Source organism: Glutamicibacter arilaitensis, assembly GCF_044793945.1.
GTDB lineage: Bacteria > Actinomycetota > Actinomycetes > Actinomycetales > Micrococcaceae > Glutamicibacter > Glutamicibacter arilaitensis_B.
The window spans coordinates 1,840,167-1,853,711 of the sequence record NZ_CP084994.1; the positions used below are offsets into that span (position 1 = coordinate 1,840,167).

16 protein-coding genes are annotated in these 13,545 nt (G+C 54.9%); 6 read left to right on the forward strand and 10 right to left on the reverse strand.

The genetic code is table 11. The annotated features are described in order from the left end of the window. The first annotated feature begins 307 nt into the window (after positions 1–307). Positions 308–1,036 (forward strand): polyprenol monophosphomannose synthase, encoded by a 729-nt coding sequence (locus LG294_RS08465; RefSeq protein WP_404291348.1) that lies wholly within the window; start codon positions 308–310, stop codon positions 1,034–1,036. Positions 1,037–1,118: 82 nt separating this feature from the next. Here LG294_RS08465 and LG294_RS08470 read toward each other — a convergent pair whose 3' ends face one another. The 6 genes from LG294_RS08470 to zapE all read right to left on the reverse strand — a co-directional run bounded on the left by LG294_RS08470 (position 1,119) and on the right by zapE (position 5,760). Next, positions 1,119–1,466, reverse strand: a complete 348-nt coding sequence (locus LG294_RS08470; RefSeq protein ID WP_404291350.1) for an RNA polymerase-binding protein RbpA — start codon at positions 1,464–1,466, stop codon at positions 1,119–1,121. A 174-nt stretch (positions 1,467–1,640) separates the two neighbouring features. Next, complete coding sequence (locus LG294_RS08475) at positions 1,641–2,570, reverse strand: SPFH domain-containing protein (protein ID WP_404291352.1); 930 nt, start codon at positions 2,568–2,570, stop codon at positions 1,641–1,643. A gap of 56 nt (positions 2,571–2,626) precedes the next feature. Beyond that, positions 2,627–3,097 (reverse strand): NfeD family protein, encoded by a 471-nt coding sequence (locus LG294_RS08480; protein WP_404291354.1) that lies wholly within the window; start codon positions 3,095–3,097, stop codon positions 2,627–2,629. A gap of 103 nt (positions 3,098–3,200) precedes the next feature. Then, positions 3,201–4,055 carry a putative RNA methyltransferase gene (locus LG294_RS08485; protein WP_404291356.1) on the reverse strand — a complete coding sequence of 285 codons (855 nt, stop codon included), beginning with the start codon at positions 4,053–4,055 and terminating at the stop codon, positions 3,201–3,203. Beyond that, the gene (locus LG294_RS08490) at positions 4,055–4,699 is read right to left on the reverse strand and encodes a peptide deformylase (protein ID WP_404291358.1); all 645 of its coding nucleotides are present in this window, start codon (positions 4,697–4,699) and stop codon (positions 4,055–4,057) included. The genes LG294_RS08485 and LG294_RS08490 overlap by 1 nt, the downstream gene beginning before the upstream one ends. Further along, entirely contained in the window at positions 4,696–5,760 is a 1,065-nt protein-coding gene (gene zapE, locus LG294_RS08495) for a cell division protein ZapE (protein ID WP_404291360.1), read from the reverse strand. The genes LG294_RS08490 and zapE overlap by 4 nt, the downstream gene beginning before the upstream one ends. Before the next feature lie 338 nt (positions 5,761–6,098). On the opposite strand from zapE, the gene LG294_RS08500 reads away from it, so the two are divergent. The 3 genes from LG294_RS08500 to LG294_RS08510 all read left to right on the forward strand — a co-directional run bounded on the left by LG294_RS08500 (position 6,099) and on the right by LG294_RS08510 (position 9,086). Next, a complete protein-coding gene (locus tag LG294_RS08500; RefSeq protein ID WP_404291362.1) occupies positions 6,099–6,458 on the forward strand; it encodes an ArsR/SmtB family transcription factor in 360 nt (119 codons plus the stop codon). 444 nt (positions 6,459–6,902) lie between these two features. Further along, a complete protein-coding gene (locus LG294_RS08505; protein ID WP_404291364.1) occupies positions 6,903–7,364 on the forward strand; it encodes a DUF3817 domain-containing protein in 462 nt (153 codons plus the stop codon). A 447-nt stretch (positions 7,365–7,811) separates the two neighbouring features. Further along, on the forward strand, positions 7,812–9,086 hold the full coding sequence (locus tag LG294_RS08510) for a glycosyltransferase (RefSeq protein WP_404291366.1): 1,275 nt from the start codon (positions 7,812–7,814) through the stop codon (positions 9,084–9,086). 34 nt (positions 9,087–9,120) lie between these two features. Here LG294_RS08510 and LG294_RS08515 read toward each other — a convergent pair whose 3' ends face one another. Continuing rightward, entirely contained in the window at positions 9,121–10,104 is a 984-nt protein-coding gene (locus tag LG294_RS08515; protein WP_404291368.1) for an arsenic resistance protein, read from the reverse strand. A gap of 119 nt (positions 10,105–10,223) precedes the next feature. Between LG294_RS08515 and LG294_RS08520 the strand changes: the two genes are divergently transcribed. Further along, complete coding sequence (locus tag LG294_RS08520) at positions 10,224–10,601, forward strand: DUF3054 domain-containing protein (RefSeq protein WP_404291370.1); 378 nt, start codon at positions 10,224–10,226, stop codon at positions 10,599–10,601. Here the strand turns inward: LG294_RS08520 and LG294_RS08525 are convergent. Both LG294_RS08525 and LG294_RS08530 read right to left on the reverse strand, forming a co-directional pair. Further along, positions 10,587–11,138: a hypothetical protein gene (locus LG294_RS08525; RefSeq protein WP_404291372.1), complete on the reverse strand. Its 552-nt coding sequence runs from the start codon at positions 11,136–11,138 to the stop codon at positions 10,587–10,589. The genes LG294_RS08520 and LG294_RS08525 overlap by 15 nt on opposite strands. Further along, positions 11,135–11,728 carry a sigma factor-like helix-turn-helix DNA-binding protein gene (locus tag LG294_RS08530; protein WP_404291374.1) on the reverse strand — a complete coding sequence of 198 codons (594 nt, stop codon included), beginning with the start codon at positions 11,726–11,728 and terminating at the stop codon, positions 11,135–11,137. Before LG294_RS08530 ends, LG294_RS08525 begins: the two co-directional genes overlap by 4 nt. A gap of 165 nt (positions 11,729–11,893) precedes the next feature. Between LG294_RS08530 and LG294_RS08535 the strand changes: the two genes are divergently transcribed. Further along, positions 11,894–12,175, forward strand: a complete 282-nt coding sequence (locus tag LG294_RS08535; RefSeq protein WP_096284479.1) for an Lrp/AsnC family transcriptional regulator — start codon at positions 11,894–11,896, stop codon at positions 12,173–12,175. Between the two features lie 80 nt (positions 12,176–12,255). On the opposite strand, the gene trpD is transcribed toward LG294_RS08535, so the two are convergent. Further along, positions 12,256–13,323, reverse strand: coding sequence for an anthranilate phosphoribosyltransferase (gene trpD / locus LG294_RS08540; protein ID WP_404291376.1), 1,068 nt, complete (start codon positions 13,321–13,323; stop codon positions 12,256–12,258). Positions 13,324–13,545 lie beyond the last annotated feature (222 nt).

The following is a 13,545-nucleotide window of genomic DNA, read 5'->3' on the forward strand; positions in this document are numbered from 1 at the left end:
ATTTAGTGAAGATTGTGGTCACCATGTGGTTGACAGGCGGGGTAGGGGAACGGCTAGGCTGGGGGACAGCGCCTCATCGTAGTGCAGCTGCATTGCGTTCGAAACGACGCAGTACGATAGTGATCCCCGGTGACCTTAGATAACATTTCGCACGCCTCGCGCATGTGAGATTGGGCCGAAGTCACCGGGGATTGCTGTGTCTGATAGTGCTGCGGGTTTGCAGGTGACTATACTTTAAACTTGGCTTTACTCTCCGCCCTGTTCGCAGGCTGGAACTTCTGTTGTATATCTAGAAAGGTGCCGCCGCGTGCGCGTCATTACGATCATTCCGACATATAACGAATTGGAGTCGCTCCCGCTGACCGTGGGCCGTCTTCGACAGGCCGTTCCGGATTCGGATGTTTTGATCGTGGACGATAACTCCCCGGACGGCACCGGTGAGCTTGCCGACAAGCTCGCGGCCGAGGACTCATCCATCCACGTTCTACACCGCACCGGCAAAGAAGGCCTAGGCGCGGCCTACATTGCTGGTTTCCGTTGGGCACTAGAGCGCGACTATGAAGTCCTAGTGGAAATGGATGCCGACGGCTCACACATGCCTGAGCAGCTTCCACGTCTGCTGGAGGCAAGCGCTGCCGGAGCCGACCTCGTGATCGGCTCGCGATGGGTCAAGGGCGGCGAGGTCGTAAACTGGCCGCTTCACCGTAAACTGATCTCCCGCGGTGGCAGCTTCTACGCACGCACCATGCTCGGCCTCCCACTGCGTGACATTACCGCCGGCTACCGGGCTTTCAAGCGCACTACCCTTGAAGCGATCGATTTCGATGCGGTAGAGTCCCGTGGCTACGGTTTCCAGGTCGACATGACCTTCCGCGTGGCGATGCTGCGCAAGAAGATCGTCGAAGTTCCGGTGACCTTCGTCGAACGAGAGCTTGGCGATTCGAAGATGAGCGGCAACATCGTATTCGAAGCAATGTGGAACGTTACCCGTTGGGGACTGGGCGCTCGTTGGAAGAAACTGACTTCCAAGAGGTAGCACCGACAGCATATGAAAAGGGAGGCGGTTTCCAACTCGATAAGTTGGAAACCGCCTCCCTTTTCTGCTGAAGCTTAGTGAACTACGCTGATTCGCCACGCGCAGTGCGCAGGTGGGTCAGTCGGTCACCCAAGATCTTTTCAAGTTCTTCCTCGCTACGACGCTCTAGCAGCATGTCCCAGTGGGTACGTACTGGCTTCTCGTTCGTAACTTCAGGGGCATGGGCTTCGCCGTGTACCAGCTTCGCCTCTTTGCCGTTCTTGGTCAGCCAAGTGGCAGGAATTTCGGCTTCGGCTGCGAAGACGATGAAAATACCTTCGCCCGTTTCGGTACGGTACTCCACACGCTGACGGGCAGCCGGCTCCACACCTGCCTCAGATTCCATGCTCTGTGCACCTAGGCGCATGCCTCGTAAGCTGCGATCGCTCATGATTTTCCTCCGCGGTGTTTAAAGAATTCGCTACACGTACCAACGATTGGTGTCACCGGATAATTCCCAAGGAATATTCACGACACCAAAACATCCATTATACGCGTCGATGGCGGGGTACGTCGTACGCACCCCGCCACCGAACTGATGTTATTCACCCTACATGCTCAGAAATTAGATTCCCGAGTTGTTATTTGGCGGCTGAACCGTTCCATCATTTGGGTTTTGGCTGTTGCTGAACGCGCCACCAATACCCTTCAAAGCTTCGGTCAGCTCGCTAGGGATAACCCACAGCGTATTGCTCGTACCCTCGGCCAGTTTCGGCAGCGTCTGCAAGTACTGGTAAGCGAGCAACTCAGAATCCGGCTTACCGGCGTGGATTGCATCGAAGACCTTCTGAATGGCCTGGGCTTCACCGTCTGCACGCAGGATCGATGCCTGCGCATCACCTTCAGCCTTCAGGATCGAGGACTGACGGGCACCTTCAGCGGTCAAGATCGAGGACTGCTTAACGCCTTCTGCAGTTAGGATCGCCGCGCGGCGATCACGATCTGCGCGCATCTGCTTTTCCATCGAGTCCTGGATCGAGACCGGTGGATCGATGGCCTTTAGCTCGACGCGCGAGACACGAATGCCCCATTTGCCGGTAGCTTCGTCCAACACACCGCGCAACTGGCCGTTGATCTGGTCGCGGCTGGTCAGAGCCTCTTCCAAATTCAAGCCACCAACAACGTTACGAAGGGTTGTAGTCGTGAGCTGCTCAACCGCCTGAATGTAGTTCGCGATCTCATAGGTAGCAGCACGTGGTTCGGTGATCTGGTAATAAATTACAGTATCGATCGATACCACGAGGTTGTCCTCGGTAATCACCGGCTGCGGCGGGAAGGAAACAACCTGCTCACGAAGATCAAGCATTGGCAAAAGCCGATCCACGAATGGGATCAGAATCGTTAGCCCCGGAAGGAGGGTTCGATTGTATTTGCCTAGACGTTCCACAATGCCTGCGCGTGCTTGCGGCACGATACGAACACTGCGCAACAGAACGACGATCACAAAGATCGCCAGGACGACAAGTACAATTGTCGTGCCAAATCCATTTTGCATGGTGTGTACTCTCTTTCCTAGTGCGTAGTAATAGAGTTGTTAAACCGAAACGGCAGTTATGCTTCGTTATTCGGTGCTGGGGTGAGGTAAGCGGTGGCGCCTTCGATGCGGTTGACCACCGCGTAGGAGCCTGGCGACATAGTTGCCGCGTTCGCTTCGGCTCGTGCGGTCCAGGTTTCACCGGCGATCTTTGCCGATCCGGACAGGCGTGAGGTCGGTTCCAGAATCAACGCATCCTGTCCAATCAGGCGTTCAATATTTGTCCGAAATCCTTCGGGAGATTTCTTCAGATGTATAATGGCAACTGGCCTGACCAAAAAGATCATCAACAGTGACATCAAACAGAAAACGACAACTTGTAGCCAGATAGGGCCGTTGAAAAGCGCTACGCCGACGCCGCCTAACGCGCCAACGCCAAGCATAATGAAGTAAAGATCCAATGAGATCATTTCAATAATGGCCAACAGCAGGAATAACGCGAGCCAGATAACCCACGCATTGCTGATAATCCATTCTGCCGTTGTCATGGCATCCACCTTTGTTCAAAAGAGCAAGAGCCAATTGCGAGTGGCCTTTGCTCCATTCTGCCGTAAGACGAGATGAAAAGCGGTAGTCATTTTGGTGGATTTTCTAGCCTAGGCGGACGAACATATGTACTCCGAAGGATGCGTTGACTCTTTGGGTTCCGAGGGATTCGGCTTTGGCGCGTAAAACTTCGGGGGAGAGGTGATGTCCCGCCGGCCCCATGAACGCCAAGTTGAATAAGTCGCTAGTCTGCAGATCCATCGCATAAGTTAAGTTTTCTGTCTGCTGATGTTGCAGTCCGGCGGAACGGAACTTTTCGATCAGCGATGCCTCTTTGTTTTCAGCGATACCAAGCATTCCCAGGGGCTCGCGGATCTCTTGTAGGTGGTCATCGGCGGCGGTAACAACCAAGCAGATACCGTTTGCGCGTAGAACGCGATGAAACTCTTGTGGATTGTGTGGAGCAAAGCAGTTCAAAACCACATCGCGCGATTGATCTGCCGAGGGTAGGCGACGCCAGACATCCCAAACCATGGCCAGCGTGTGCGGCAGTTTTGCTGCGCGACGCATGGCGTAGCGCGATATATCCAATGCCAGCGCATCAACTTCGGCTTCGGTTTCAGATATCGACGCGATCATTTCGCCTAGGTAGTATCCGGTACCTGCACCTGCGTCGAGCACATCAAGTTTATTCTCTGGATGGTGGCCCTCAATAGCTGCACAGAGCGCTTTAGCCAAGGGCGCGTAGTGACCCCGGTTTTGGAATTCCTCGCGGGCAATCACCATCGGTCCGGTATCTTCAATGAAATTTGTCCCGCGTCCAGTTAAGAAGTTGAAATACCCTTGCTTGGCAGCATCAAAACAGTGGCCGCCCGGGCAACTCAAGCTGCGTCTCGGATCGTCGGTTAAGACAAGGACCAGATCGCAGACAGGGCACAGAACCGTGGTGCTTTTCGTCATTAGAATTTCAGTTCCTCTTGGGCATGGCTGAGTTCAAGTCCTGGGTAGCGGTAAAGTTCGGTCTCATTAATAAGCGAACGGGTAAGCGCCTTGTCGATATAGACGGTACCGGCTAAATGATCCGTTTCGTGTTGCACGATTCGCGCCTGCCAGCCGGAGAATTCGCGGGCAATTTTTGTTCCTTCACGGTCGCTGAAATTGCAGATAATCTCGGCGGGACGGTGAACTACGGCTTGGAACCCTTCAAAGGATAGGCAGCCTTCGTAGAAGACCGCCTCGCGCACACCGGTCGCTCGATAGGTGGGATTGAAGATTTCAAAGTATTCCAAAGGGGCTCGTTCACGTAGCGCGGCGGATTCCTCGTCGATCGAGTACAAGTCTTCGAGCACCGCAATTTGAAGCGGGATGCCGATCTGTGGTGCGGCTAGCCCAACTCCGGGAGCATCGTACATGGTGCTTCGCATCACCTCTAACAGCTCGGTGAGAAGCTGTTCGGGAAGCTGGGCATCGTAGCGCTGAGCTTGTTGTCGCAGTACCGGGTGCCCCAGTTGAACAATCGGGACTACTCCATCCTTGGACTCGGCCAAGATGCCCGCTACCAAGTCGGTCAGATCTTCTGCATTTAGTTCTTTAGAGGAATTCACTTGGTGATCCGATCAGTAGCTTCTTCTGAATATTGCAGTTGCGCCAACCGTGACTCGAGTCGGGCACGTTCCGTATCGTGCAGTCGATGACCAAGATGTTCTAACCGATCTTGAGTGTAGAGGTGAACCTCTAGGTCTTTGTCGTAGAACACGTCAATGAGGTTGGCGAAACGTCGTTCCTCGTCCATCGGCATATTATGGCTGGCCGGTACCGAGGTGATATGCCAGCAGGTGAACTGAGAGGCGAGGGTTAGGTAGTCGGCGGTATTCCGGCGGGTTCGGCAAAGCTGGTCAAAGGAGATTTCGATGGTTGAGCCACGGTATCGAGCAGGCCCGATTTGGTCGTAGCCAATCTCAATGAGTGAGTCAAAACTTGATTCGTCGATAGGGGAGTAACCCGAGTTAAGCGTGCCAGCGAGGTAGCCTTCGCGACGCATTTCAGCTGGTGCGTCAAGCGTTCGGTAATCCACGGCAGAATCCAACTCAAAGACGGAAAATGTTGAACGAACTAGTTCGATAGTCGGCAAAGCGAGGTGGTGGAAGTACTCGTCATCCAGGAGCTTTTCTGGCTCGTAGTTTGAGGTCGTGACCAAAAAGATTTCCTGCTCTTGGCAGTACTTCACGAGTTTGGCCATAAACATTGCATCTCCTGGTTCAACGCAGTGAAACTCATCGAACAGCAATATTTTGATGCCGGTGAGTTCGCGTTCCAGTCCCTGTGCGAAAACTGAACCGAGGCTCTGCTTCTGGCCATGTTCGGCGGGGCTGTTGATTGCCCGGAAGAACTCATGGAAGTGGTACCGCGCGGTGACCGTCTTATCCAGATCGGCACAGAATGCATCTAGCAACATCGATTTACCGCGTCCTGGCGGGCCATAGACGTAAACTCCGCCTGTGGCTCGTACCGATGGGATTGAAATCGCTCGGCTAAGTAGTTGGATAAGTTCGTGCTGACGCTTATCGAGCCTGAATCCCTGGCGCTCGAGAGCTGAAACTACACGGCGCCTACGTTGCGCGAATCGACGGGTACGCAGCAATCTAGCAGGCAGAGGTGAAGGCATGTCTAAATCTTCCCATTAGCTCTAGCGACTGCCAATTTTATGCTCGTCAACATCAGCGATCACTGAGGGCTGAGAACGTCAGAATAGGGAATTGAGAAGTCATACGAGTATGCAAATCTACAAGTCAGAAGCACATTTGAATCAATTGAAGAAACAAGTAATTTTAGGGGAGAGGTTCATTGGTTCCGAATGTTTATGATCAAGGCAATCATAAATTCACCACTTAGCTATCGCTTTTTTCGTTCTCGTGACCATAATGGTTGCACCGAGGCCTCTTTGTGTGGCGTGTCGTTGGCATCACAAACTCCGGCCAAATGACTAGTCGAGGAGTGGGGATCATGACCAGTGAATACGCCGGGTTGCCAACACGCGAAGACATCATATCTAATGATTTGCTCGACATGTCCATGATCATACTTAAAACCTTGTCAGATCCAGCCAGGCTGCAGATGCTTTGGGCGCTGAGTAAGTCAGAACACTCCTTATCGGAGCTGTCGCAATTCGTTGGTGTCAGCCCAACTGTCGCCGGGCAATTGCTTGCGAAGCTACGAACTACCGGAGTGCTGCAGACGCGCAAATCTGGCCGTCACGTAATTTACTCGATGCAAGACGAGCGACTCAAGAAGTTCATCGGACAAACTTTGGATTTTGCCGAATACCGTCTACAGATCAGTAATGATGATCTGCCGGCGATCTAGCCTTCCAATAGAACTGTGCAATCGTTTACTCGGAGAATACGTGCGTAAAACAGGCGATTCTCACCCCTGCCGAACTAATACGTATTCAGCCGATAATCTACATTATGTAAAGTAGTGGAAATCTGACGCTCCCCAGGGTGGTCTTGCGCATGGCATTTGTCCCGGCTCATTGCAGTTGGGTGCATTCTAATTTCTGTCTCATTTTTAGCGGCAAGAACATCGTTTTCACGAGTGCGGGAATCGCTTGTCAATTAGCAACTGGTTTTAGAAGCAAGGCATACCGATGGCGGAACTCGTTAATGCGGAAGCAACATGTAGTAATTCACGCGCAGTCAGTTTGAACGGAATGCGCGAATTAAACGCACGTAGTTCGAGCCGATAGTCTAGAGGCAGAGATAATCTCGAAGTTGTTCTCCCCCACCACTCAAGGACTGAAATCAGCCCATGTCTCCAAGCGCCCTCTATCGAACCGTTGCCAGAGCCGAAGCCGTCACCTGGACCATGCTCATCATCGCAATGATCTTAAAATACGGGGTAAAGGTCGGCGATTGGCCCGTTTCCATTGCCGGTTTTATCCATGGGTTTGTCTTCCTGTCCTACGTTGTCATGTCGATTCTTGTAGGCATGAACCAGCGCTGGAGCAAACGTCTCATTATCGGAGCCGCGGCTACCTCGATCATTCCGTACCTCACTATCCCATTTGATAAGTGGCTGGAGAACAATGGAAAGCTTGTTGGCGCATGGCGCACAACCGCGAGCGACCATCCTGATGATAGGAAATGGACCGATGCAGCCATGCGTTGGATGGTGAGCCGTCCGGTGCTGACCGGAGCGATCCTGTTGCTTGCAGTAGTCGCGATTTTCTCGACCATGCTGGTCCTTGGCCCTCCGGGCGGACGCGGCTAGCACCCTGCAATAGGCCATGGATAAGTCGGTCATGCTGTCCACGTATTTAGGCGCGAGTTTGTTTTCTTAACCAGCGACAACCACTATTCCTGAACACTCGGAAGCGTTCAGCCAAACTCGGGTCTAGCAGTTCGTTACCCGGTACCAACTGGTAAATGAGACTGGGGCGCGACGCCCCTCGATCCCAAGGCGCCGTGACCGTGCGCGGAGCTTCACAGATAACCGCTTCTTCTTCAATTCCCGCACCATTGATCCGCCTTCCGCTGAGAATCGTCCTCACCAGGATGGGCCTGATCAGCTACGTTCAGCTACGTATTGCTAAGGCCAGTTGGTTACGCGCTGCTTCGCTGGATTTCACGTCCGGCCATGGCAATTCCGGCAGGAGTAGCATTGGCCGTGTGCCGGGAAGCCTGGCCGCCAAGTGGTCCCGTCGGGAAGGAACTAGCCATGCGCGTCTTGATCATGTCGTTCGGTACTCGCGGCGACATCCAACCCTATGCCGCCCTCGCTGGCGAGCTTGCACGTTCCGGGCACGACGTTGATTTTGCGCTCCCGGAGGGGTTCGCAGATCTAGTACCAAAGGGTGGAGCTGGAAGCATCACGCACTACCCCGCCGGTTCCGAAATGCTGCGTCTGCTTCGCGAGGTCATGCCCGAGCTGCGTGGTCCGCGCGACGTGTTGAAGACACTGGGAATCATGACCTCCGCGATGCGCGAACTGAACGCGGAGTGCTGGGCTGCGGCGCAGTCCTCGCGCCCGGACATCATTGTGTACCACCCCAAGTGCTTGGCCGGGCAGCACATCGCGCAGGCGCTGGGGGTGCCTGGCGTGCTTTCCCTCCCGCTTCCATTTTTCACGCCGACTCGTGCGCATCCGGTGCCTTTCATCGGCGGCGCCTCCTTCGGGGCGTGGGGCAACCGTGCGACCTTTGAATTCAGGCGGATGGCAGGGATCCTCTACGGTGGCATGATCAATGACTTCCGGCGTGAGGTCGGACTGGGCCGCATAGCTCGCCTCGCGGACCCGCTCAAGAATCCCGACGGGAGCCCGGTCCACGTCCTGTATCCATACAGCAAACACGTGCTGCCAATCCCCCGCGACTACCCCTCGTCAGCCCACGTCACCGGTTACTGGTTCCTGGATCAAGGCGATGATTCAACTTGGGAGCCACCTGCACGGCTAGTGGACTTTCTCGCGAACGGAGCGCCTCCGGTCTATGTCGGGTTCGGTTCCATGGGCTTTGGCAAGGGCGCAAACGAGCGCCGGGAGGCGATTTTGGCCGCGCTGCGGGTTAACGGTCTGCGCGGGATCGTTGCGACCGGGTGGGGCGGGATCGCCGCGGGTGAGTCCGGGACTGATGACATCCTCGTCCTGGAGGGCGCTCCGCACCAGTGGCTCTTCCCGCGCGTCTCGGCTGTCGTGCACCACGGCGGTGCCGGCTCAACAGCGGCCGGGCTGCGGGCGGGGCGGCCGACACTAGTTGTGCCGTTCCTCGGAGACCAGCCGTTCTGGGGAGCGCGTTTGCACGCGCTCGGTGCCGGCCCCACTCCGCTACCGGCTAGGAACTTAGGTACCGGACTGAACGAACGCATCGGCGACCTTGTCCGCACGGAATCCTACGCGATCCGTGCTGCGGGGTTAGGCGCGGCAATTAGAGCCGAAGATGGCCTCAGCATCGGCGTGCAGGTGCTGGAGCAGATCGTCGACGGGACTGCGCGGTGAGCCATGTTCGGCCGGCCTGGCGCCGAATGCTCGCCTAATTCCGGGCAGGTTTACGCGCCCGGAGGATTTTCGGGACCAAACGTATGAGTATCAACATGCACAGCAGCTCTACCAGCGTCTGGGTGACCACAACAGTGGGTGCCAGATCGTATTCTGCCGGCAATGCCAGAGCCAAAGGCAAAACAACTAACGAGTTTCGGGTAATTCCGCTGAAGACCAATGCTCGACCCGCAGCAACATCGGAATTCGATAATTTGGCGACAATCGTTCCCACGGCAGCCATGATGACAGCGAAAGCCACAAATATCGGCAGGACACGAAGCACCTGGTGCAGTTCCGACGTTACGAGGACGATCTGTGACCCTACGACCGCGGCAAGAGTCGCCATCATGAGAGGCACCATTAACCACTGGGCGGCCGAGTTGACGGTACCGACTCGGGGAGATCGTTGGGCTAAAAATCTGGTCAGGGTTGCCGCCACCAGAGGGAGAACGATGAGCCCCAGAAAGGCGCGAAGAAACTGTTCTGGCGCAAACAGTTCTACTGCTTGTGGGCCCATGACCAGGAAGATAAACGCTGGTATCAGAACCATCTGCAATATCATCAGCATCGGTGTTGCGGCCAGCAGCCGATGGCCTGCTCCCCCGGCAACATTCGTGAACACAATGACATAGTCCACGCACGGAGCCAACAGCACCAGCAGGACGCCAACCAGCAGTGCATGATCGTATTGCACGAAGCGAGTTAGGCCAAAGACAACTAGGGGAACCAAAAGGAAATTTACGAGTACTAGCGCACCCACAAATTTCAGGTCTTTGAACGCCTCGCCGAGTTTCCCTAGCGGCAAAGCTAAGAACGTGGCATAAAGCAAGAGCCCAATCAGTGGATTGATCGTGATTTCCAGAGCGGTTTTGCCTGCGGGCAACCAGAGCCCGAACAAGCAGCCGAAGAATATCGCAGCTAGATAGAGGGTGATCTGGTGTCGTTCCATCCAGATATCACCGGGCCAGCTTCTCATGCCTCTTAGTCTAACGATCTTCACAGCCTGCTAGTGGCGGCGTACTTTTGTGGTGAAAGCGACTGGTCTGGGTGCAATTCAGGAGTAATTGCGTTCAGGCCATTGCCTAAGATGGAAGCATGTCTGAAAATATTCGCAAATGGCCGTTGTGGGTCGCCGTCGATCTTGTGCTCATTATTCTTTTTGCACTTCTCGGGCGCCGTGAACATGAGCATGCGTTGTCAATCACTGGAATTTTGATGACGGCTCTCCCATTTCTGATCGCTTACCTGATCATGACGCTGATATCCCGACCGTGGACGACCATCAACCGTCTATGGCCAACAGGTGTTCTCGTCTGGCTCGGCACGGTCGCTCTTGGACTTGCCTTGCGGGTGTCGATGAATTCGACCGCGGCACTACCGTTCATCATCGTGACCGTTTTGGTGCTTGGCCTATTCTTGATGGGTCGACGTCTGATCTGCAAGCTCGTGGCTCTTCGCTCAGTGAAGAAGTAGCACGCCTAGGCCATAGCCAGCGGCGGCGACTAGGCAACTTGAAAAAGTACCAAGGATGAACTGCTCGGCCGCCTGATGGTTTTTCAATTCAGCGAACCTGCCGAGGCCCTTGACTGCCAGAACGACCGCGATGCCTTCTGGCCAATGCGCCCAGAGCGTCGCAACAATCGCAGACCGCTCCAAAAGGCCGATCCACAAACCACCGCGCAGTGGTGATGGGTCGGCCTTTGGGCTTTCTTCCACTTGGTCCTGGCGCGAAGCCAGCTGGAAGATTAATTCCGTAAGCGGCCCGCCGAAACTCACGGCAAAAAGCACACTGACCGCTATGACCAACACTTCGGGAACGACGGTAGGATCTTCATCGAGTCTGGCGGCAAGTCCCAGAATCAGAGTCAGCACGGCAGCCAATGCCGCGAGGACCGTCAATACGTTGCGCAGCTTCGCCTTGGCACCCTGTGCCCCACCGAGGAAGCTGGCCCCCACCGCAATAATTACTGCCACGACGAGAACCGACCAGGCGACCCAAAGCACGGTCACTCCCCTAACTGTCGCAGTTGCTTGGACAAAGACTTGGTGGCTTCCGCCATCATGCGGTTCGCTTCGAACCACAGCGCTGCTGAAAGCCTAGATGAGACTGCCTGCTGTGTGATACCTAGGCGCGCCGCAATTTGCTGTTGCGTCAGACCTTGATCGGCTAATGTGCCGGCCTCCCAGGCCGTGGCGCGACGTTTGGAAATGATGCAGGCTGTGAGCTGGAGTTCCGCTTCCAAACGAGTGGCTTCTTCAGTGGGTCCTTCAACGGCTACGTGTGCGTTCGTATTCTTGGCCCGTTCCACCGCATCTCTGGCAAACACGAAAGCCGGTCCCCTGCCGGCACGCGTTTCTTTGGGCAGTGGAAGCTCTACCGCTCCGAAGCCAAGGCCAACACTCCAATCCCCCGAGGCAGCCATCATCACGGCTAGGTGGATGGCTTCCATTGCGTCATCAAAGACAGCTTGGACTTCATCGCCTGCTGTTCGCTGGAACGGACGAATGTGGGAGACAGTGGAGTTGGCCTGCTTTATTAGTGCTTCAACCTTGTCCTCGTCTTTACGCGAACGACGCTGGTCGATAGTTAAAACGATCATATCTACAATGCTAATCTTTTGTATTGCTTTTTACAAAATTTAAAGATTGTTTAACGGTTGTCATAACCTTGGTCTCACACTGGGGACACCTCCGCGCAGTGCACTAGAGTTATTTTATGAAGCAATCCCCCAGAGCGGGGAATTTTCCAACGTTGAGAGGTTTTCATGGTTACCGCATTCGTCATGATTCAGACGGCAACCGACAGTATTCCTGAGTCGGCGAAGCAGATCTCTGAAATCGAAGGTATTAGCGAGGTGTATTCCGTCGCCGGAGACTGGGATCTTATCGCTGTGGCACGCGTTCACAAGCACGAGGACTTGGCAGAGGTTATTGCTAATCGACTGTCAAAGATCCCAGGCATCCGCCAGACCCAGACGCATATTGCCTTCCGTGCCTACTCGGCACACGATCTCGAAGCTGCCTTCTCGCTCGGTCTAGACGACTAAGTAAGCTGTTCCTACAACAAAGGGAGCTTGTCTCGGTTGCTTTGCAGCCCGAGACAAGCTCCCTTTCTTGTTCGTGTTTTCTACTTTCCTACGAACTTGGACGTTGTTGAAGACCAGGTATTCAATGCCTTAGCTGCGGCACCTGAATCCAGTGAATGCTCCGCGCGTAGAATCGCCGCGCTCATCCGTTCATGAAAACTTCCGTTGGCTTCTTGCGCGAAGGCCACCATGCCCGCCGCGGAGTTCAGTACCACGGCATCTCGCACCGGTCCGGTCGCGCCGGCGACGATGTCGCGCACCACTCCCGCATTATAGGCAGCATCTGCACCGCGTAGGTCGTCAAGCGTTGCGCGAGCAATGCCGACATCTTGTGCGTCAAAAGCGAATTCTTCCACTTTGCCATTTCGCACTTCCCACACCATATTCGGCGCGGTTGTGGTCAGTTCATCCAGCCCATCATCGCCACGGAAGACTAGCCCGCGTACCCCTCGACTTGCTAGAACGCCAGCCATAATCGGAGCCATGCGCAAGTCCGAACAGCCAATAGCCGAAGCGCTCGGTAGTGCTGGATTAGTCAGAGGTCCCATGAAGTTGAAGGCTGTAGGCACCCGCAGCCCTCGACGCGCGCCGGCGACATGGCGCATTGAAGGGTGGAAAATATTCGCAAAGCAGAATGCGATACCAACCTCGTCATAGACGTCTACAAGGCGTTCGATTGGTACATCGAGGTGCACGCCGAGGGCCTCGAGCACATCGGCAGAACCCGAGGAGGAGGAGGAGGCACGATTTCCGTGCTTGACGATCTTCACCCCAGCACCGGCACACACCAAAGTGGACATGGTGGAAATATTCACGGTGTTCTGGCGATCGCCACCGGTACCAACAATGTCCAGTGTTTGTGCATCGATGATCAGTTCGCGCGCATTACCCACCATGGAGTCGACCAGGCCGGTAAGTTCCGCCACTGTCTCCCCCTTGGCGCGGAGCGCAACTAGGAAGCCGGCGATCTGGACGTCGCTAGCTTCGCCGGTCATGATTTCGTTCATGGCCCAAGCCGCTTCTTCACGACTTAGGTTCTCGCCGTTAATCAGGGAAGCCAAAAGATCTGGCCACGTTGGGAACTTTTCATTTGCAAGGCTCGTTGACACGTATATAAGCCTATCGATGCTGCTCCCCCGCTGCTACTTCGTGTCGTTGCGTGATGGCTTGCAAGACATCGAGCTTTTCGCCGAAAACACCCCTAATTAGGGCACGTTTGTCTTTCATAAATGATTGTTTCGTGCGGCGCGCCGGGTCAAGCTCTACGAATTGTAGAAAGAGTTTTTCGGCTACTTCCGCATGTTTCCGCGGTTGTTCTCATAGTGTGTCGT

Bases quoted from the DNA above. Each gene is read 5' to 3' on its own strand.
- LG294_RS08485 (WP_404291356.1), bottom strand. From the start codon at position 4,055: ATGACGAAAAGCACCACGGTTCTGTGCCCTGTCTGCGATCTGGTCCTT.
- LG294_RS08475 (WP_404291352.1), bottom strand. From the start codon at position 2,570: ATGCAAAATGGATTTGGCACGACAATTGTACTTGTCGTCCTGGCGATC.
- LG294_RS08530 (WP_404291374.1), bottom strand. From the start codon at position 11,728: ATGATCGTTTTAACTATCGACCAGCGTCGTTCGCGTAAAGACGAGGAC.
- zapE (WP_404291360.1), bottom strand. From the start codon at position 5,760: ATGCCTTCACCTCTGCCTGCTAGATTGCTGCGTACCCGTCGATTCGCG.
- LG294_RS08500 (WP_404291362.1), top strand. From the start codon at position 6,099: ATGACCAGTGAATACGCCGGGTTGCCAACACGCGAAGACATCATATCT.
- LG294_RS08520 (WP_404291370.1), top strand. From the start codon at position 10,224: ATGTCTGAAAATATTCGCAAATGGCCGTTGTGGGTCGCCGTCGATCTT.
- LG294_RS08535 (WP_096284479.1), top strand. From the start codon at position 11,894: ATGGTTACCGCATTCGTCATGATTCAGACGGCAACCGACAGTATTCCT.
- LG294_RS08510 (WP_404291366.1), top strand. From the start codon at position 7,812: ATGCGCGTCTTGATCATGTCGTTCGGTACTCGCGGCGACATCCAACCC.
- LG294_RS08515 (WP_404291368.1), bottom strand. From the start codon at position 10,104: ATGAGAAGCTGGCCCGGTGATATCTGGATGGAACGACACCAGATCACC.
- LG294_RS08470 (WP_404291350.1), bottom strand. From the start codon at position 1,466: ATGAGCGATCGCAGCTTACGAGGCATGCGCCTAGGTGCACAGAGCATG.
- LG294_RS08480 (WP_404291354.1), bottom strand. From the start codon at position 3,097: ATGACAACGGCAGAATGGATTATCAGCAATGCGTGGGTTATCTGGCTC.
- LG294_RS08505 (WP_404291364.1), top strand. From the start codon at position 6,903: ATGTCTCCAAGCGCCCTCTATCGAACCGTTGCCAGAGCCGAAGCCGTC.